This window comes from Microbulbifer sp. CAU 1566 (genome assembly GCF_023156515.1).
Taxonomy (GTDB): Bacteria; Pseudomonadota; Gammaproteobacteria; order Pseudomonadales; family Cellvibrionaceae; genus Microbulbifer.
The window spans coordinates 73,569-93,215 of the sequence record NZ_JALNMG010000004.1; the positions used below are offsets into that span (position 1 = coordinate 73,569).

A 19,647-nucleotide genomic window follows, 5' to 3' on the forward strand; every position below is an offset into this window, starting at 1 on the left:
GTCACCGCCACCGGGCTATCCCAATGGAAAGTCAGGCTGAGAATAAATCTTCAATAGAAAGGTAACGCTCCCCAGTGTCGTAGCTGAATACCAGCACCCGGCTGCCGGGAGCCAGCTCCTGCTCACGCTGCTTCAGCGCCGCTAGTGACGCCCCGGAAGAGATACCCACAAAAATCCCCTCCTTCAGCGCACACAGCCGGGCCATCTCAAAACTGTCCTCTTCAGACACCGGAATAGTGCCATCCAGAATGCCCTTGTTCAGCACCTCCGGCACAAAGCCCGCGCCGATGCCCTGCAACCGATGCATCCCTTTCTCCTTACCAGCAATCACCTGAGACTTCTCCGGCTCCACCGCGAACACCTTCAAACCCTGCATGGACGCCTTCAGTACCTCACCACACCCCGTGATATGGCCACCAGTGCCGACACCGGTAATCAGGTAATCCAACCCCTCCGGAAAATCCGCCAGAACCTCTTTCGCCGTAGTGTTCCTGTGCGCCGTCACATTGGCCGGATTCATAAACTGCTGGGGCATCCAGCTGTTCTCGTGCTCCGCCAGAATCTCCTCCGCCTTGGCAATCGCGCCCGGCATACCATTCTCTTTCGGCGTCAGCACCAGCTCGGCACCCATGGCCTTCATGATCTTGCGGCGCTCCACCGACATCGACTCCGGCATCGTCAGAATCAGCCGGTAACCCTTCACCGCCGCCACCATCGCCAGCCCGATACCGGTATTGCCGGAGGTCGGTTCCACAATCACCCCGCCGGGTTTGAGCGCACCGGACTTCTCCGCATCCTCGATCATGCCCAGGGCAATCCGGTCCTTGATACTGCTGCCCGGATTGAACCGCTCCACCTTCATCCACACCTCGATATCGTCCCGGAACAGGTGGTTGATCCGAACATGGGGGGTATTGCCGATGGTTTCGAGGATATTGTTGGCCTTCATCTGTCACTCCCTGCAAAAGATGTCTTGTGAATTATCAGGCAGTCGATTGAACCGCCTGCGGCTTTCGCGAATACTCGGGCAAGAATACTCTGCTCGCGCAAAAATAGAAAAAACCAAAAGCATAAGAAAACCGGAGCCTTCGATCATGTCCAATTCCGCGATGACCACCGACATACCCGCCAATCCACCCCGGGAAGCCCAGGCCTCCAGCCTGCGCCCGGCACTGATCATCTTCGCCCTCAGCGGTGCCCTCTACATGCTGCTGGATGCTGCGAATGCCGAGGGGCTGTGGATGGCTGCACTCAAGATAGTGCCCATCGCTACCCTGTTGTGGCTGGCCGCCAGCTCCCTCGTGGGCACTGGCCGCACCCTGGCCCTGGTGGCACTGGGCTTTTCCGCGACCGGGGATGTGTTGCTGGCCATCGATTTTCCCAACCACTTTATCTTCGGTCTCGGCGCCTTTCTGCTGGCACAGCTGACCTACGCCGTCACCTTCGGCCGCCGGGCGCATTTCAGCCTCTGCCTGGCCGGGCGCGCCTTTGCGATTCTGGTGGCAGCGGGCATGCTCGCGGCAAAGGTAGTGCCCGCCGCCGGCGACCTGGCACTGCCGGTGAGCTTCTACATAGTGGCCATTGTGACCATGGCGTTGTGCGCCGCCGCCTACCGCGGTGGCTCTTCGCTGCTGTTCTGCGGCGCCCTGACGTTTATGGCGTCGGACGCGCTGATCGCGATCAACCGTTTTGTCGAGCCGGTGGCCCTGGCAGGCACCTGGATCATGCTGACCTATTATCTGGCCCAGGCACTGCTGGTTTGCGGCCTGATCCGCGCAGAATTGGCGGCGCGGGTGGCTTGAGGGCATAATGGCCGGCCAATTTTTGTGCAACCCGGCCGTACAGTGCGGCCGTGCGCGCCCTCAAGGGTAAGTCAGAGGTAAACATGCTGGACTGGAGCCGGATTGATACGGTGCTGCTGGATATGGACGGCACCCTGTTGGATCTGCACTACGACAACCATTTCTGGATGGAGCACCTGCCGCTGCGCTATGCGGAGGCCAATGGTATTTCGGTGGCGGAGGCGCAGGCGTTGGTGATCCGCATGACCGATGAGTTGCGTGGCACTCTGGACTGGTACTGCCTGCACTACTGGTCGGATGCCCTGAAGCTGGATGTGCCGGCGATTTACCGCGAGATCGAAGACCGCATCGCATTGCGCCCGCACACGGACAATTTCCTGCGCAGCCTGCGCACCATGCAAAAACGCGCACTGCTGGTAACCAATGCCCACCCGGACGGTTTGAATCACAAGCTGGAAATCACCGGCATTGACCAGTGGCTGGACGAGATTGTGTCCTCTCACGATCTGGGTCACGCCAAGGAGAGCAGTCTCTTCTGGCATTCCCTGCAGGAGCGCCAACCGTTTGATCCCGAGCGCACACTGTTTGTGGACGACAACCTGCATGTGCTCGGTGCGGCGCGGGATTACGGCATCGCAAATCTGCTGTGTATTCGCCAGCCGGACAGCAAAAATCCTGCCCGTGAGATTACCGAATTTCCGGCGATTCACGACTTTGACGAAATTTTAGGGGCCCGCTGAGATTCAGCAGGAGCTCCGTATTGACCTTTGTGGCGGTGGATCGCCGGGTGCGGGTTTTCAGGACCGCTGTGGATACATCCCTGTACGCTGCGTCGGCGGCGTCCATGCCGCCGACGCTCCTGAAAACCCGCACCCGGCGCTCCTCCTTCACATCAAGTTTTTTACTTCGTAGCTTTAGTGGTTCTGAATTTATTTAATGGAAAAAGTACGTATTGATAAGTGGCTCTGGGCTGCCCGTTTTTTCAAAACTCGCAGCATCGCCAAACAGGCCATCGAAGGCGGCAAGGTGCACGCCGAAGGCCAGCGGGTGAAAGCCAGTAAAGAAATCACCACTGGTACCCTGCTGACCATTCGCCAGGGATGGGATGAAAAAGTGGTGGAAGTGATCGCACTGTCCGACCAGCGCCGCGGCGCCGACATTGCGCAGACGCTCTACCGGGAAACCGAAGACAGTGTTGCAAAACGGGAGCAGTTCACCGCGGATCGCAAGGCCAATAATGCGGTCATAACCAACGAGCGCCCGAACAAGAAGCAACGCCGGCAGATTCACAGATTTATCCGTGAATCTCAGGATTAATTGAAGCGTATCGAAAACTTCTTACGAAGTATTAATCCCGGAATTGAAGCCCGGGCGCTGGGTGGAGCTTTTCAGGAGCGTCGGCGGCATGGACGCCGCCGACGCAGTGTACAGGGATGTATTCACAGGGGGGCGCCTAGCTCGGTCCTGAAAAGCTGTACCCAGTGCCCGACCGCCACCATGCCGATCAGAGCTTTACGAAGCCGGAATAAGACGTACTTTTGCCCAAAAAGAGCAAACAAAAGCCAAAGTGCTAAACTGCCCCCAAACCGACGAATAAACACGACGCCGTAATGAAACAACTGCTGACCTTTTGCCTGCTGATCCTGTGCTTCTCGCAAGCCGCCAATGCCGACAACCGCGAGCGGGAGCAGCTCAAGCGCTCGATCATCAAGATCTACACCACCGCCGCCGCCCCCGACTACTTCAACCCCTGGGCCCTGCTCAACGCCCAGCAACTGTCCGGCTCCGGCGCCGTCATTAAAGGTCAGCAAATACTTACCAACGCCCACGTCGTCGCCAACGGCAGCTTTATCCAGGTGCAGCGCCACGGCGATGCGCAGAAATTCCGCGCGCGGGTCAAATTCGTCTCCCACGATGCCGACCTCGCCCTGCTCACCGTCGACGACGAAGAATTCTTTGACGACACCCAACCGCTCGCCTTCGGCAAACTCCCCGAACTGCAGGAAGAGGTCACCGTCTACGGCTACCCCATCGGCGGCAAATCCCTCTCCATTACCCGCGGCGTCCTCTCCCGGGTGGAACACCAGTACTACGCCCACGCCGAAAGCTACCTGATGGCCGGCCAGATTGATGCCGCCATCAACCCCGGTAACAGCGGTGGGCCGGTGATTTCCAACGGCAAGATCGTTGGTGTCGCCATGCAGACCAATAACAGCAACGGCGCCGAAAACCTGGGTTACTTCGTGCCCCCGAGCGTCATCAGCCACGTTCTGGAAGATGCCAAAGATGGCGTGCACCAGGGTTTCCCCGAACTGGGCGCGGTTACCCAGAGCCTGGAGAGCCCGTCCATGAAAGCCGCCGCCGGTCTTACCGAAGATCAGGAAGGTGCGCTGATCGTGCAGGTGTTTGAGGATGCGCCCGCCGCCCAAGTGTTGCAGGCCGGCGACGTGCTGTTGCAGGTGGATGGCTTTGACGTGGCCGCGGACCGCACCATCGAGTGGCGTGAAAACCAACGCACCAACTACCACTACGCGGTGGACCACTACCATGTAGGCGACCAGTTGCCGGTGCGCTTCTCCCGCGATGGCGAGATCCACAACGCCAAGATCACCCTGGCCGCGACGCCACCCTCGCGTTCCCTGGTACAGGGCGAAAAGTTCGACCAGCGCCCGCGCTACTACATCTACGGCGGCGTGGTGTTCGTGCCCCTGAACATGAACCTGATCAAACGCTGGGGCAACAACTGGCACTCCAAAGCGCCCATCGAGTACCTCTATGCGCGCAACCAGTGGTCCGCCCCGGAGCAGCGCGAGCTGGTGGTGGCGCTCAAGGTGTTGCCGGCGCCGGTGAACCTCGGTTACCACGACTGGAAAAACTGGATCATTGAATCCGTCAACGGCGAGAAGATTCGCGACTTCCAGCAGTTCTCACAGCTGATGGAGTCCAATGAACAGGGCTTTGTCGAGCTGAAAGACAGCTCCGGCTACCGTATGGTGCTGGACTCCGCCGCTGCACTGGAGCAACAGCCCTTCATTCTGCAGACCTACCAGATTCCCGAGCGCCACTCCCAGGGTCTGTTCAGCACCCTGGCCGATAGCGACAACCAGGATGCCGACCTCGGGCAGGTTCAGTTAAATTAGGCGATCGCCCTCTAGATAGCTCAACGGGAGACAGGGAATGGCTGCCGCGATATCCACGACACGCTTTACCTTCCTGTTGCTCGCCCGGTTGCTGGCGGGGTTCGTGCTGGTCTTCAGCGCCGGCACTGCCAGCGCCGACGGGCTCTACCGCTGGGTCGACGCAGACGGCAAGGTGCACTTTGGCGACCGGCCACCGCTTGAAGCCAAGGTGGAATCCCTGGACGGCAAGCTGAAGCCGGTCAACGGCGCCACCCCCACCCGCCGGGAAGACTATCCCGACCCCAAACGCGCCGAGGATATCGAGCGCGAATACGCCCAGCGCACCCAATCGCAACAGGCAGAAGCCTGGCGCCAGCAACAGCAGGCCTGCGCCCGGGCCCGCCGACAGCTGCAAATCCTCAAGGGCCCGGTCTATTTCGTGGATGAAAACGGCGAGCGCTCAACCATCAGCGAGCGCCAGCGGCAGATAGAAGCCAAGAAGCTGGAAGATCGGGTTCGCCAACACTGCGGCTGAAACAACACCAACACTCGACAGTCACAGGCCACAACCATCTCCCAGCCGCAGCGCCTATCATAAACAGCCTCGCGGGCATCGAATTTAGCGTCCACAAGCCCTAAAATCGCCACCCTCAAATTTCAGCGAGGCGCTTTGCTATGTCGGATCAGTTGGAACGCTTTATCTTTTCCAAGCACGATGTCCGCGGCCAATTGGTCACTCTCACCGATGCCTATCGGGAAGTACTCGAGCACAACCAGTTGCCAATGCCGGTTCAGCGTCTGCTGGGTGAATTTCTCGCCGCCGCCTGCCTGCTTTCCACCACCCTCAAATTTGAAGGCATCCTGATGCTGCAGGCCCGCGGTGAGGGCGATGTGCCCTTGCTGGTGGCGGAGTGCACCCACCACAGCGATGTGCGTGGCCTGGCGCGGGTCGCGGAAGGGGCCGAGATCAAGGAGGGCGCCACCCTGCGCGAGCTGGTGGGCAACCGCGGCGCACTGGTGATTACCGTGGACCCGCAGGAGGGCGAGCGCTACCAGGGCATAGTGCCGCTGGAGAAAGACACCCTGGCGGAATGCCTGGAAGATTACTTTACCCAGTCCGAGCAGCTGCAAACCCGCTTCTGGATCGAATCCAGCCCGGATACCGTGGGCGGTATCATGCTGCAGGTACTACCGGGCAACAACGCCGCCAGCCCGGAGGAAAACGAAGATGCCTGGGAAACCGGGGTACACCTGGCTTCCACCGTCACCGCCGAGGAGCTGCACAGCCTGCCCCACGACGAGCTGCTGGTGCGTCTGTTCCACCAGCTGGAGCCGGCGAGCCTGGGCACCGCCAATATCCGCTTCAAGTGCAGCTGCTCCCCCGAGCGCAGCGCCCGCGCGCTGATCGCCATGGGCCCGGAAGACGTTTACCAGTTGCTGGAGGAGCAGGGCGGTGAAATCACCGCGGATTGCCAGTTCTGCAACCGCACCTACCGCTTCAATCGCGACAAGATCGAAGACCTGTTCAACGCCCCGCCGCACACTCTTCACTGAATGCATCCATCGATGGGTTGCCATCGTGAATACCCATTCAGCAAAGCGCGCCCCCGGGCGCGCTTTTTTGTCTCCGCCCGCTGCCGTCGGCGCATTCCCACCGCTCAAAACTGACTGTAGTAAAAACTACAGAACAGCCAATATTTCCCAAAATTATGAAGTAAAAAAACTACATCATCATTTTGAATAAAAAAATGCAAAAAACTTTCTAAAAACCATCCTGACAACGCTGTCTTAGATCAAAATTTATTCAGTTTTTCTGTGATCGCAAATTGAAGTTTGCCATAATGCGCGCGCCAGCCCGCCCGAGTCGCGGCATTCGTTCGCAGTATCGGGTGGCACCCCCTACTATTTATTTCACTGATACAACTTTCACGGGTAATAAACGAATGGCACAGCAAGACGACACGGTGCAGGTATTGTCCAACCTGGCGCCCGCTCAACTGGTAGAGCAGGCACTGAAGCGCGGTGAAGGTCACCTCACCCATACCGGTGCTCTCTTGGCCGTGACCGGCGCCCGCACCGGCCGCTCTCCCGCAGACCGTTTTGTGGTTGAAGAGCCCTCCACCGCCGACAGCATCGAGTGGGGCGGCGTGAACCGTCCTTTCCCTGCCGACAAGTTCGACGCCCTCTGGAGCCGCGTTGAAGACTTCGTCGCCAGTCACGACAGCTTTGTACAGCAGCTGCACGTGGGCCAGGACGAAGACCACTATATCCCGGTGAAAGTCACCACCCAGACCGCCTGGCACAACCTGTTCGGCCGCAACATGTTTATCCGCGCCGAAAAGTACAACCCGAAAGGCAAGGAAGAGTGGCGCATCCTGCACGCCGCCAACTTTGAGTGCGATCCGTCCCGTGACGGCACCAACTCCGAAGGCTGCGTGATCATCAACTTCGCCCAGCGCAAGGTGCTGCTGGCGGGCATGCGCTACGCCGGTGAGATGAAGAAAGCCATGTTCTCCGTGCAGAACTTCCTGCTGCCGGAAAAAGACGTGATGCCGATGCACTGCGCGGCCAACGTGGGTAAAGACGGCGATGTGTGCCTGTTCTTCGGCCTGTCCGGCACCGGCAAGACCACCCTGTCTGCCGACCCGGCGCGCTACCTGATCGGCGACGACGAGCACGGCTGGGCCAAGGGCGGCGTGTTCAATATGGAAGGCGGCTGCTACGCCAAGACCATCAACCTGAGCCAGAAGAACGAGCCGGTGATCTGGGACGCCATTCGCTTTGGTGCCATCGTCGAGAACGTGGTCACCGACGACGCCGGCAAGCCGGACTACGACGACACCAGCCTGACCGAGAACGGCCGCTGCTCCTACCCGCTGGAGCACGTGGAAATGCGCCAGCTGGAGAACCGTGCCGGCGAGCCGAAGAACGTGATCTTCCTGACCTGCGACGTTACCGGTGTACTGCCTCCGGTTTCCATCCTGTCCAAGGAAGCCGCGGCTTACCACTTCCTGTCCGGTTACACCGCCCGCGTGGGTTCTACCGAGCTGGGCGCAGAAGCGGGTATTCACCCGACCTTCTCCACCTGCTTCGGTGCGCCCTTCATGCCGCGCGCCCCGCGCGAATACGCCGACCTGCTGATGAAGCGCATCGAGGACTTCGACTCGAAGGTGTACCTGGTCAACACCGGCTGGACCGGTGGTTCTGGCGAGCAGGGCAAGCGTTTCCCGATCCCGGTGACCCGCGCGGTGATCGCGGCGATCCAGAGTGGTGCTTTGGAAAGCGCCGAGACCGAACACCTGGAAGCCATGAACCTGGACATCCCGGTAGCGGTCGAAGGTGTGGACAAGTCCTGCCTGAACCCACGCAACGCCTGGGCCGACGCCAGCGCTTACGATGCAGCGGCGAAAAAGCTCGCAGGCCTGTTCGCGGAAAACATCGAGAAGTTCTCTGTCTCTGACGAGATCAAAGCCGCAGGCCCCCAGGCCTGACGGATTTCTTGCTTTCAGCAAGAAGCTCGAACCGAGAACGAAAAGGCGGCCTACCCGGGCCGCCTTTTTTATGCCCGCCATACCCTGACCCAAGCGCGCCGAAACCAGCCAGCCGATACCAGCCAGCTGACACCAGACAGCTATAGTCATTAGAGTGCCTGTTTTCCCCCTGAAGTGACCAGCGATACCCGGGGAAAACGGAACGCGGAATTCAGTAAACCAACCCAGGTAACCAGGCTGCAGGCATGCCGGCGGGCAACCCCATTTCCAAGGCGAAGCGCCACTTCAATCACCTGCCCCCGAATCAGCAGGCCAACTGGTGGGTGCTGGTGGGCGTGGTGCTGCTATTGCTGTTGCTGCTGCTGGGGCTGTGGCTCTACCTGCAGTACAAAGCGGCAGAAAAGCCCTACTACGAACTCAAGGGCTACCGCGTGGCCACGCATGCCAGCCTCAACCAGTTTCTGCGCCAGGGCAATCACCGGCGCGAGTTCGGACAGCTGGCGCGCTTTCTCAAGGAAGCCGGGGTAGCGGGCACCACCGAGCCGGAAAACCTGCTGCGGCAAGGCTCAGACTGGCTGGATCTCAAGGAGCCGCCCTTTGCCATTCCACCGCAGGCTGTGTGGGCCAACATGGTGCCCACCCTGAAGCTGATCCGCGATGAACTGGAACCAACCATTGGCCCGGTGGATATTGTGTCCGCCTTCCGCACCGACCAGTACAACCGCAAGGCCGGGGGATCCAGCAAAAGCAAGCACAAGACCTTTTGCGGTGTGGACCTGGTACCGAGATCCAATATCAGCCGCAAGGAGCTGGTGGAGGAATTGCGCAACCTGCATGCGCGCCTCGGCCCCGACAGCCATATGGGGCTCGGGATCTACAGCGGTGTGCGGTTTCACGTCGATACCTGTGGTTTTCGCCGCTGGTAAACAGCAAGCAGTCAGGCAGTAGTCAGCGATGGATATCAAAGAGACCCCGGATCACGAGTTTATCGACATCCATATTGAGCGCCGCCGCGTTATCTGGATCGTCGCCCTGGTGCTGATCAGCCTCCTTGCGCTGGTGGTGCTGACGGTGGAAAAAACCCGCGAGCTGGCCGAGCGCGTGGTCAGCCCGGTGGAATTTATTCCGGAGCCGCCGCCCCTGCCCAAGGCCCCGGACCTGCCGCTGATTTTCAAGATCAAGGGCTACTCCGCCGCCTCTTCCAGCGCTTTTGACAAGTTCCTCGATAGCGGCAACAACCGCGAGCAATTCGACGAGCTCAAGCAGTTCCTGGAGGTCAACAATGTCGGCGATGTGGTCCCGATTTTTGAATTGATGCGCCAGGGCACCGACTGGCAGGAAATCGGCGAACAGCCGTTTGCGATCCCTCCCCGGAAAGACTGGAAAACCATGGTCGCAACCCTGCGGGTAATACGCGATCACATCATTCCCGAGCTGGGCCAGGTAACCGTACTCTCCGGCTGGCGCACCCCGGGCTACAACGCCAAAGCTGGCGGTGCCCGCTCCAGTAAACACCTTCACTTTTGCGGTGTGGACCTGATTCCAGAAGCGGACTTCACCCGCGGCGAGCTGCTGCCCAAATTGCGCAAAATCCACCAGCGTTACGGGCGCAAGCGCAATATCGGTCTCGGCATCTACAGCGGGGTGCGTTTCCACATAGATACCTGCGGTTTCCGGCGCTGGTAACCACCGGTCTATCTGGGTACATTAGCTGCACCTGATACGGGCAAAAATTTCGGTTAAACCCGAATAAAATTCCCACCCGTATAAAACCCATAAAAGCTAGCAAGGATGTTCCCGGTGCAGGAAAGACTGGAAAGACGCTCGTTTATTTTTACTCTGCTGCTGGTCACTGTGGCCTTCGGCCTGTTGCTACAACCCTTCTTTACCGCCATCTTCTGGGCCTGCGCCGTCGCGCTGATATTCCATCCGCTGTACCGCTACCTGCTGAACCGCTTTCCCAAGTGGCGCAATCTTACCGCGCTACTGACCCTGGTACTGTGCATCGTCGTGGTGGTGATTCCGGTTTTGCTGGTGGCCAGCTCCTTTATCAGCGAAGTGGCGAACCTGTATCAAAAAGTGCAGTCCGGTGAGATCAACCTGGGCGCCAAGGTAGAACAGGTGCGCGCCGCTTTCCCCGGGATTAACGCCGCACTTGAGCGTATCGGGATGGACTTCGACGGCCTGAAGGAGCGCCTGCTGGGCGGCCTGATGACCGCCGGCAGTCTGATCGCCAAAAATGCCCTGGCGCTGGGCCAGAACACCCTGAACTTTTTTGTCAGCCTCGGCCTGATGCTGTACCTGACCTTCTTCCTGATCCGCGATGGCAACGCGCTGGTGGCACTGTTGATCCGCGCCCTGCCTCTGGGTGACGAGCGCGAAAAGCTGTTACTGGCAAAGTTCGCCGAAGTCACCCGCGCCACCATCAAGGGAAACCTGGTAGTCGCCGTTACCCAGGGCACCCTGGGCGGTTTGATTTTCTGGGTACTGGGATTGCCCGCGCCGCTGCTGTGGGGTGTGGTGATGACGGTACTGTCACTGCTGCCCGCAGTGGGCGCGGCGATTATCTGGTTTCCCGCGGGTCTCTACCTCTACGCCACCGGGGACTCGGTAAAGGCCACGGTGCTGATGATTTACGGTGTGGCGGTGATCAGTCTGGTGGACAATATCCTGCGCCCGATCCTGGTCGGCCGGGATACCAAACTCCCGGACTATATCGTGCTGTTTTCCACTGTCGGCGGTTTGCTGATGTTCGGCATCAGCGGATTTGCCATAGGGCCACTGCTGGCCGCGCTGTTTATGGCATTCTGGGAAATTTTTATGCGCGAGTTTATCGCCGAGGGAGAACCATTGATCCCACCACCGCAGGAATCGCCGCTCGATGAGTTGGAGGGCCTGGAAGCTCCGGAACGTATGAAAGGCCCCAAGGCGCCGACATCCAGCAGCAACTGACAACCCCGGCTTTCTGGCAACATTTCTTTCATTGGCCTCCCTGGCCCGCCTTCACGGCGGGCCATTTCATCTCAATCAATCCACAACTAATTCTTCCCCTGACTCATCCGATAGCGCGCTGCCTCCGTAGAATATTGCTCAGTGCTCCTACAGGTTCGAGGGTCGTGGCCATGAACAAGCTTTTCTCCTTCTTACTAGTAACCGCAGTCATCTGTACTGGTTGCAGCGGCCCCAGCATCGAAGATTATGCGGACAAATCACCAAGGTTCGTGGCGGAAGAATTTTTCTCTGGCCCGATGAAGGCCTATGGCGTGGTGAAAGACCGCAGCGGCAAGGTCACAAGAAAGTTCATCGCGGAACTGGACGGAAGCTGGGAAGATGGACGTGGGTTATTGCGCGAAAAATTCGAGTTCGACGACGGAGAAATCCAGTATCGAAACTGGCAGCTGGTACCCGCCTCACAGAAGGATATTTCGCCCCGTCAGTATGTCGCCACGGCAGGCGATGTGGTTGGCAACTCGACCCTGTCGGTGGCCGGCAATGCCGTGTTCATGCGATATGTACTGGAAGTTCCATACAAAGGCCGGACCATAAATGTGGACGTGGATGACCAGATGTTTCTGATCGCGCCGAATATTCTGCTGGCAGAATCAAAATTGACCAAATGGGGATTTAATGTGGGTGAAATTCAGCTCACCATCATCAAGTAAGCCAGGCCATCAAGTAATACAGAGCATCACGGCGCTGGCGAGCGTATTTTTTGTCGCTCAGCCTCCTCGAGGATCAGGTTCATTTCCGCCATTGGCGTCTGGTCCACAATAATCACCCCCTCCGTGGCCCTATCCAGGTCCGCAATCAACAAAATCACCGTGGCAAACGTCAGCCCCAGGGTAACCGCCAGCTGCCCCGAACCGCCCTTGCTCACCCCGAACTGAAACCCGATCGCCAGCATCGCCAGGCCGGTAAGAAAATACAGCGCTATCCAGATGGGTCCGGGAATCCGGTATTCCAGCCCGATCACAATGCGCGAATTGTGTGAGTTGATGATCGCGGTCACCGGCTCCACAAACTGGCGCAGGTAGCCCGGCTCGTAGCCCTGGACCACATGCTGCTGCACCATCGCCCACAACTGATCCTGGATGGCGACACTCTTGGCCAGCCCCTCCGGGGTAATTTCATCTTTGCGTGGATGGAAAAAACGCAGCTCCGCATAATCCAGCAGCAAAAGCTGCGCTTTGCGCGCCGCTGCAGGTTCGAGAAAGTCCGCGTGCAGGTAGGCGGTGTGAATGGCATTAACCTCATCCAACAGGAGAGCCTTGCGCTTGTCGTAGCGCGCCGCGGTCATGTTGAACGTAAACGCCAGTAGAAAGGCCAATAACCCCAGAGTTGCGGTTACCGCACTGCCAATGGAAGGCTCCTTTTCCGAGCCCAGCAGACGCATATAACGACGCCCCAGCAGCAGGCCAAAACCCATGGTGGCAATCACCATGATCACGGTAAAAAAATACACCGCTGCCAGTGGAATGGAGTGGAAAAAATCGTCTGCAAACATCAGCCGCCCCTGGCCCGTTTCTCGACACCCTCACCTAATCTGAGACGCGCAGTTTCTCTGCCAGTGCCTGCATGGGTCCCTGGTCCACCAGCAGCAGTCCTTCATTGGCGCGATCCAAATCCGCGATCATCAGAATCACCAGTGCAAATGCCAGCGACATACTCAAGGCCACCGGAATCGAGCCCCTGGCATTGAGGCCCAGCTGCACACCAATACCAAATACCGCGAGGGCAGTGATCGTATAGAGCGCCATCCAGATTGGCGTGGGAATTTGGTACTCGGCACCGACCTGAAGCCGCATGGTGTGCAGGTCTATGACCTGGTTCAATGGCTCGTAAAACGCCTTGAGACGCAGCTCACTGTCATTATCCTGCAACCCCTGCTCGACCAGTTGCCACAGCGCACTGTGGATCTCATCACTGCGCGCTATAGCCACCCGGAAGTCTTCAGCGGTAATCGTGGCCGGATCGTGACTGCGCAATGTCGCATACTCGACCAACAATGCATGCGCCTGCTGCCGGGCTTTTTCCTGCAAAAAGTCCGCGCGTAAGAAAGTGGTACCTATCGCGTTCACCTCCTCTAACAGCAGCGCTTTGCGATGTGCGAAGCGCTCGGCGGTCATATTGAAGGTTAACGCGAGCATAAACGCCAGCAGCCCGAGGGTGGCCGCTACCGCACTGCCCAGAGAGGCATCATCACCCCTGCTGTGGTGGCGCCGCATGTATCGACCAATGAGATAACCAAATGCCAGCGCCAGCAGCACCAACAGGATCGCGCTCAGGTAAACACCCAGTAGGGAAATGCCATTAAAGATCTTGAACATCCGCGCTCGAATCTTGCTGCGAAAACGAAAATCACCTTCCAGTCTGGATCATTGACGCAACTTCCGCCTCTCGAGCGCGGCACAATCAGGCTTTCTTTACAAATTCCGACTTCAATTTCATCGGACCGATGCCGTCGATCTTGCAGTCGATGTCGTGATCGCCTTCCACCAGGCGAATATTCTTGACCTTGGTACCGACCTTCACCACCAGCGAGGAGCCTTTGACTTTCAGGTCCTTGATCACCGTCACCGTATCGCCGTCGGCCAGCGGGTTGCCATTGGCATCCTTGATGTTCAGGCCCTCGTCTTCTGCCGACTCTCCAGCGGTCCATTCGTTGCCGCACTCGGGACATACGAACAGATCGCGGTCTTCATAGGTGTAGGCGGACTGGCACTTGGGGCAATTTGGAAGTTCACTCATGGGACTTTCTCGGATAACGGTCACAGATATTGGTTGTTACGGGGAATACTGGCAGTAAAGCAGAAGCGAACACCACGCCGGCGTGCCAGTTATCGAATACGCGCGCACTATAACGAAAACGGGCACCCGAAGGTGCCCGTTTTCAACAATCCGTGACGACGGGAATCAATCCTCGCCACCATTCATCCCCAGTTCCTTGAGTTTGCGGGTCAGGGTATTGCGCCCCCAGCCCAGCAATTCGGCGGCATCGCGTTTGCGGCCGGCGGTGTGCTTGAGCGCAATTTCGATGAGGGCGCGCTCGAAGGCGGGTACCGCTTCACTGAGGATTTCCCGCTGGCCAGTGGCCAGCGCCTGGTCTGCCCACAGGCGCAGGGCCCGCTGCCAGTCCTGGGGTACTTCGCTGGTCGCGCTCTGCTGGTGCAGTTCCGGCGGCAGGTCGTCGATATGCACTTCACGCCCCGAGCCCATGACCGTGATCCAGCGACAGGTATTTTCCAGCTGGCGCACGTTGCCGGGCCAGTCGAGGCCGGAGAGGTATTCCTCGGATTCTTTCAGCAGGATTTTTGGTTCGACCCCGAGATCCTTGGCGGCACTGTTGAAGAAGTGGCGCACCAGACGGGGGATGTCTTCGCGGCGATCGGCGAGGCGGGGGATGTGAATGCGGATTACGTTGAGGCGGTGGAAAAGGTCTTCGCGGAATTTGTGTTCTTCGACCAGGCGTTCCAGGTCTTGATGTGTTGCGGCGATGATGCGCACGTCGACTTTTACCGGGGTGTGGCCACCGACCCGATAAAACTCCCCGTCTGCCAGCACCCTCAGCAGACGGGTCTGCGTCTCTGCGGGCATATCCCCAATTTCATCCAGAAACAGGGTGCCACCATTGGCCTGTTCAAAGCGGCCGGCGCGCTGGCTGCTGGCACCAGTGAAAGCCCCTTTCTCGTGGCCGAACAGCTCCGACTCCATCAGGTCCTTGGGAATCGCCGCCATATTCAGGGCGATAAACGGCTGGTTTTTGCGCGGGCTGTGGTTGTGTAGCGCCTGGGCCACCAGTTCCTTACCGGTACCGGATTCACCATTGATCAGCACGGTGATATTGGAGTGGGAGAGGCGGCCGATCGCGCGGAAAACTTCCTGCATCGCCGGCGCTTCACCGATAATTTCCTTATTGCCAGTGCCGTTCTCAATCACCACCGGCTCTTCCGGCTGCTGCTCATTGGCATGGGCCAGGGCGCGGCGGGTAACCGCTACCGCCTCGTCCACATCAAAGGGTTTTGGCAGATATTCAAATGCACCGCCCTGGTAGGCCGCTACCGCACTGTCGAGGTCCGAGTGCGCGGTCATGATGATGATCGGCAGTGCCGGGCGTTCCGCCTGAAAGCGCTGCAACAGCTTGAAGCCGTCGGAACCCGGCATGCGGATATCGCTGATCACCACATCCGGTGATTCGCTGTAGAAATCGTCGAGGGCGCGATCGCCATTTTCGTAGCAGGTGGTATCTATCCCGGCGCGGGAAAGTGCACGCTCCAGCACCCAGCGGATGGAGCGGTCGTCATCAATGATCCAAACGCGATTGTTCATAATAATTGTCCGGCTCTGCGATTACTTTTTAATAGTTTTGTTGAATAGTCTTGGTTCTCTTCCCTGCCTTGGCTTCCTGTCGTTGACCGTCCCAATGGTGCAACTTTTTAATCCGTTGCCAGTGGCAAATAAATCTGAAATTCCGTCTGCCCGGGTTCACTTTCACACTTAATCAGCCCGCGGTGCTGATTGATGATGTGCTGGGAAATGGACAGCCCCAGTCCCGAACCCTCGGCGCGCCCGGAAATCATCGGGTAAAAAATTCGTTCGCGAATCTCTTCCGGAATTCCCGGGCCGTTGTCGACAATATCGATACGGCACACCAGTGCGCAGTGACGGCGACCGATGGTGAACTGACGCTGGACCCGGGTGCGGATGGTCAGGTCGCCTTCGGCAAGGCCGATATTCTCCTCAATGGCCTGCATGGCATTGCGGGCAATATTCAGCACGGCCTGAATCAGCTGCTCGCTGTCGGCGGGAATATCCGGAATCGAGGGGTCGTAATCGCGCTTGATCACCAGCGCGCCGTCGCACTCGGCCTCGATCAGCTGTGCCACCCGCTCGGTAATGGTGTGTACATTCACCGATTGTAATTTCACCGGCTTGCGCGGTCCCAGCATGCGGTCCACCAGATTGCGCAGGCGATCCGCCTCCTCGATGATGATCTGGGTGTATTCCGCCAGATCCTCTCCCTCGGGCTGCTCCAGCTCTTTCAACTCTCTTTGCAGCAACTGTGCCGCACCGCGAATACCGCCCAGGGGATTTTTCACCTCGTGGGCCATACCGCGCACCAGGTTGCGTGTGGTTTCCTGGGCGGAAATCAATGCGTCTTCGCGGGCGATACGCAACAGGCGGTCCATGGACTGCACTTCCAGCAATAGCAGTCCCAGTTCTGTCAGCGGTGTGACCGAGTAATCGACGGTGCATTCTTCCAGGTTGTGCAGGAACCACAGTGCGCGGCGCACGGTGTACTTCTCGCCACTGGCCAGGGCCCCGCGCAGCGCCTGCTCGGCGGAGCGAGACTCGCGCACCACTTCCTCCAGCGGCAGGCCGATGGAGCGGGCACTGGACGCGGCCACCAGATCTTCCGCCGCGGAATTCAGGTAACAGAGCGACAGGTTTTCATCCAGTACCAATACAGCAGACGTCAGGTTGTCCAGCAGCAGGCGTAACTGGCGGTCATTGAGCATTGAGGCTTCCGAGGTTGAGCGTTCCAATTCTGTTCACATCTCCGGTTCGCCTATTGGCGGTGCAAAAAGCAAACCAAAATGGCGCAGAAAACCGGGCAATTACGAAGTTTTCACAGGCAGCGGCGGCGAAGGCCACAGGCATGCGCACCATTATGGTGCGCAGAGTAAAAAATAGCCAGAGTTAGGGTTCACAAGAGGGCGCCGGGTCAATTCTGGGGCAGGGGCTGGAGCAGACGTAGAAGCAGGACCGGCGAAAAAGAGACGATGGGGAAAGCGCCGGCCGGGGCGCTGGGCCCCGGCGAGCAGGTGGCCACGCAGGCCAGGCTCAGCGCGGCTGGGGTTTCGGTGGCTTGGCCACGCCCGGTGCCTGGGGCATTTGCGGCATCTGTGGCGCCTGTTCCGCGGGGAAGTCCGGCAGCTGGCCTCCGGGGCGCTTTACAAAGATCTGGATGGCCTGCGACTGCGCCAGGGGCTGGCCGCTGGCGCTGAGCAACACGGCCTGCACCGTGTGGGTACCGCGCTCCAGTGCGGAAATATCCAGGCTGCTACCGGAGGAAGTACCGGACCAGCGCTGGCCATCGATCACTGCAAAGAACTGATAACCATCCCTGGGCATTGGATTCACCGCCACCTGCAGCACGATAAAACGCTGTCCGGGAGGGATGGTGGCGCCATTGGCCGGGCTGAGGATGGTGATATTGGCCGGTTCCTGCTCGTATTCCCTGCGGTCTTCCTCATCATAGCCGCCGCCCTCGGTCTCCCGCGGCGACAGCTTGCGCGTGGGCATGGGCAGTGGCGGCGCTACCGGCTGGACATTGGTGGGGCCTATCTGAATTTTCTCGGCCTTCTGGCCCGCCGGCGGGCTGTCACTGAAGGTCACCTTGCCGTCCGGGCCGACAATTTTGTAGATGCTGTTGCCGGAGGACTGTTTCGCGCTTTTATCGTCGGAATCAGCGACTGTGTCCTGCTGCGCCATCAGCGGCAGCGCGATCAGCAGCAACAGCAGTGAACAGAGCGCTGACAGCGAAATCCGTTTGTTCATGGGCTTTCCCGCCTCTTTCTCGCGTTTATTTAAGGCTAGTGTACTCCGACACGCCCGACCGGCATAAAAAAAGCCCACACCGTGAAGGTGTAGGCTTTCTCGTCATCTTTGCACCGTTCTCACCAGAACAAATCCGGCGGCGGCACGCTGATGATACCTGCTACTTAGCAGGAGTAGTACAGTTCAAACTCAACCGGGTGAGTGGTCATGTTGACACGTTGTACTTCTTCGCGCTTCAGGGAGATGAAGGCGTCGATGGCATCGTCGGTGAATACGCCACCTTCGGTCAGGAAGGCGCGGTCCTGATCCAGTGCGTCCAGGGCCTGTTCCAGGCTGGAGGCAACAGTCGGGTACTCGGCCAGCTCTTCCGCCGGCAGGTCGTACAGGTCTTTGTCTGCAGGGTCGCCAGGGTGGATCTTGTTCTTCACGCCGTCGAGGCCAGCCATCAGCAGCGCTGCGAAGGCCAGGTACGGGTTGGCGGTCGGATCCGGGAAGCGGGTCTCGACGCGCTTGCCTTTCGGGCTCGCCACGAACGGGATGCGGATGGACGCAGAGCGGTTGCGCGCAGAGTAGGCCAGGATTACCGGCGCCTCGAAGCCCGGCACCAGACGCTTGTAGGAGTTGGTGGACGGGTTACAGATGGCATTCAGGGCGCGCGCGTGCTTGATGATACCGCCGATGTAGAACAGGGCAGTTTCAGACAGGCCAGCGTAGGCGTCACCGGCGAACTGGTTTACACCGTCTTTACTGAAGGAGTGGTGCACGTGCATACCGGAACCGTTGTCACCTACCAGCGGCTTCGGCATGAAGGTCGCCGTTTTGCCGTAAGCGTGGGCTACGTTGTGTACCGCGTACTTCAGGATCTGAACTTCGTCCGCTTTTTTGGTCAGGGTGTTGGCACCAACGCCGATTTCACACTGGCCAGCAGTACCCACTTCATGGTGGTGCACTTCGATTTCCAGGCCCATGGCTTCCATCGCGGAACACATGGCGGCGCGGATGTCGTGCAGGGAATCGACCGGCGGAACCGGGAAGTAGCCGCCTTTCACGCCCGGACGGTGGCCCATGTTGCCATCGGTGTAGCTGGCGCCGGAAGACCAGGCCGCTTCTTCAGAATTGATTTTGTAGAAGGCGCCGCCCATTTCGGCACCCCAGGTGATGTCGTCGAATACGAAGAACTCGGGCTCCGGACCCATCAGCACGGTGTCACCCAGACCGGTGGACTTCAGGTATTCCTCGGCGCGCAGCGCGATGGAACGCGGGTCGCGCTCGTAGCCCTGGCCGGTGATCGGGTCAACGATGTTACAGCGAATGATGACAGTCGCTTCATCGGTGAAGGGGTCCAGGAAAGAAGTTTCGTCGTCCGGCATCAGAATCATGTCGGATTCGTTGATGCCCTTCCAACCAGCGATGGAAGAACCATCGAACATTTTGCCTTCTTCGAAGAACTCGCTGCCAACTTCCTTAGACGGAATGGAAACGTGTTGTTCCTTACCTTTGGTATCGGTGAAGCGCAGGTCTACCCATTTTGCTTCGCTCTCTTTGATGAGTCCGAGCGTTTTCGCTGACATTGCAGTCCTCCAAGAATGAAAATTTATGTGTCGCGCCAATTCGCTTTATCTTGTGGCAACAGACAAAGCAAGGAGTGTGCCAAATTGGGGCAAACTGGCCGCTAAT

Annotated in this window: 19 protein-coding genes; 11 read left to right on the plus strand and 8 right to left on the minus strand. The window is 58.8% G+C overall.

All coding sequences use genetic code 11. From position 1 onward, the window contains the following. Positions 1–31: 31 nt before the first annotated feature. Positions 32–949 (minus strand): cysteine synthase A, encoded by a 918-nt coding sequence (cysK, locus tag M0G74_RS11235; RefSeq protein WP_248216917.1) that lies wholly within the window; start codon positions 947–949, stop codon positions 32–34. A gap of 145 nt (positions 950–1,094) precedes the next feature. Here cysK and M0G74_RS11240 point away from each other — a divergent pair, with 145 nt between their 5' ends. The 11 genes from M0G74_RS11240 (at position 1,095) to M0G74_RS11290 (ending at position 12,074) form a co-directional block, all read left to right on the plus strand. Further along, positions 1,095–1,802 carry a lysoplasmalogenase gene (locus tag M0G74_RS11240; protein ID WP_248216919.1) on the plus strand — a complete coding sequence of 236 codons (708 nt, stop codon included), beginning with the start codon at positions 1,095–1,097 and terminating at the stop codon, positions 1,800–1,802. Positions 1,803–1,885: 83 nt separating this feature from the next. Further along, the gene (gene yrfG, locus M0G74_RS11245) at positions 1,886–2,542 is read left to right on the plus strand and encodes a GMP/IMP nucleotidase (RefSeq protein ID WP_248216921.1); all 657 of its coding nucleotides are present in this window, start codon (positions 1,886–1,888) and stop codon (positions 2,540–2,542) included. A gap of 196 nt (positions 2,543–2,738) precedes the next feature. Beyond that, positions 2,739–3,119 carry a S4 domain-containing protein gene (locus M0G74_RS11250; protein ID WP_160152061.1) on the plus strand — a complete coding sequence of 127 codons (381 nt, stop codon included), beginning with the start codon at positions 2,739–2,741 and terminating at the stop codon, positions 3,117–3,119. A gap of 293 nt (positions 3,120–3,412) precedes the next feature. After that, complete coding sequence (locus tag M0G74_RS11255; protein WP_248216922.1) at positions 3,413–4,942, plus strand: serine protease; 1,530 nt, start codon at positions 3,413–3,415, stop codon at positions 4,940–4,942. Between the two features lie 37 nt (positions 4,943–4,979). Further along, a complete protein-coding gene (locus M0G74_RS11260) occupies positions 4,980–5,456 on the plus strand; it encodes a DUF4124 domain-containing protein (RefSeq protein WP_248216925.1) in 477 nt (158 codons plus the stop codon). 140 nt (positions 5,457–5,596) lie between these two features. After that, a complete protein-coding gene (gene hslO, locus M0G74_RS11265) occupies positions 5,597–6,475 on the plus strand; it encodes an Hsp33 family molecular chaperone HslO (RefSeq protein WP_248216928.1) in 879 nt (292 codons plus the stop codon). A 389-nt stretch (positions 6,476–6,864) separates the two neighbouring features. Next, the gene (locus M0G74_RS11270) at positions 6,865–8,412 is read left to right on the plus strand and encodes a phosphoenolpyruvate carboxykinase (protein ID WP_248216930.1); all 1,548 of its coding nucleotides are present in this window, start codon (positions 6,865–6,867) and stop codon (positions 8,410–8,412) included. A 245-nt stretch (positions 8,413–8,657) separates the two neighbouring features. Continuing rightward, a complete protein-coding gene (locus M0G74_RS11275; RefSeq protein ID WP_160152056.1) occupies positions 8,658–9,338 on the plus strand; it encodes a DUF4381 family protein in 681 nt (226 codons plus the stop codon). A 28-nt stretch (positions 9,339–9,366) separates the two neighbouring features. Continuing rightward, positions 9,367–10,098, plus strand: a complete 732-nt coding sequence (locus tag M0G74_RS11280) for a D-Ala-D-Ala carboxypeptidase family metallohydrolase (protein WP_160152055.1) — start codon at positions 9,367–9,369, stop codon at positions 10,096–10,098. Between the two features lie 114 nt (positions 10,099–10,212). Next, positions 10,213–11,364 (plus strand): AI-2E family transporter, encoded by a 1,152-nt coding sequence (locus M0G74_RS11285; protein WP_248216931.1) that lies wholly within the window; start codon positions 10,213–10,215, stop codon positions 11,362–11,364. A 170-nt stretch (positions 11,365–11,534) separates the two neighbouring features. Beyond that, positions 11,535–12,074, plus strand: a complete 540-nt coding sequence (locus tag M0G74_RS11290; protein WP_248217663.1) for a DUF3833 domain-containing protein — start codon at positions 11,535–11,537, stop codon at positions 12,072–12,074. A 26-nt stretch (positions 12,075–12,100) separates the two neighbouring features. On the opposite strand, the gene M0G74_RS11295 is transcribed toward M0G74_RS11290, so the two are convergent. From M0G74_RS11295 to glnA, 7 genes are all read right to left on the minus strand, one after another. Further along, on the minus strand, positions 12,101–12,916 hold the full coding sequence (locus tag M0G74_RS11295; RefSeq protein ID WP_248216934.1) for a hypothetical protein: 816 nt from the start codon (positions 12,914–12,916) through the stop codon (positions 12,101–12,103). Between the two features lie 34 nt (positions 12,917–12,950). Next, on the minus strand, positions 12,951–13,739 hold the full coding sequence (locus M0G74_RS11300) for a hypothetical protein (protein ID WP_248216937.1): 789 nt from the start codon (positions 13,737–13,739) through the stop codon (positions 12,951–12,953). An 85-nt stretch (positions 13,740–13,824) separates the two neighbouring features. Continuing rightward, positions 13,825–14,160: a zinc ribbon domain-containing protein YjdM gene (locus M0G74_RS11305; protein WP_160152050.1), complete on the minus strand. Its 336-nt coding sequence runs from the start codon at positions 14,158–14,160 to the stop codon at positions 13,825–13,827. A gap of 165 nt (positions 14,161–14,325) precedes the next feature. Continuing rightward, complete coding sequence (gene glnG, locus M0G74_RS11310; protein WP_248216940.1) at positions 14,326–15,738, minus strand: nitrogen regulation protein NR(I); 1,413 nt, start codon at positions 15,736–15,738, stop codon at positions 14,326–14,328. Between the two features lie 107 nt (positions 15,739–15,845). After that, complete coding sequence (gene glnL / locus M0G74_RS11315; protein ID WP_248216943.1) at positions 15,846–16,928, minus strand: nitrogen regulation protein NR(II); 1,083 nt, start codon at positions 16,926–16,928, stop codon at positions 15,846–15,848. 325 nt (positions 16,929–17,253) lie between these two features. Continuing rightward, a complete protein-coding gene (locus M0G74_RS11320) occupies positions 17,254–17,970 on the minus strand; it encodes a DUF4124 domain-containing protein (protein WP_248216949.1) in 717 nt (238 codons plus the stop codon). A 164-nt stretch (positions 17,971–18,134) separates the two neighbouring features. Continuing rightward, positions 18,135–19,541, minus strand: coding sequence for a glutamate--ammonia ligase (glnA, locus tag M0G74_RS11325; protein WP_248216961.1), 1,407 nt, complete (start codon positions 19,539–19,541; stop codon positions 18,135–18,137). Positions 19,542–19,647: the final 106 nt, after the last annotated feature.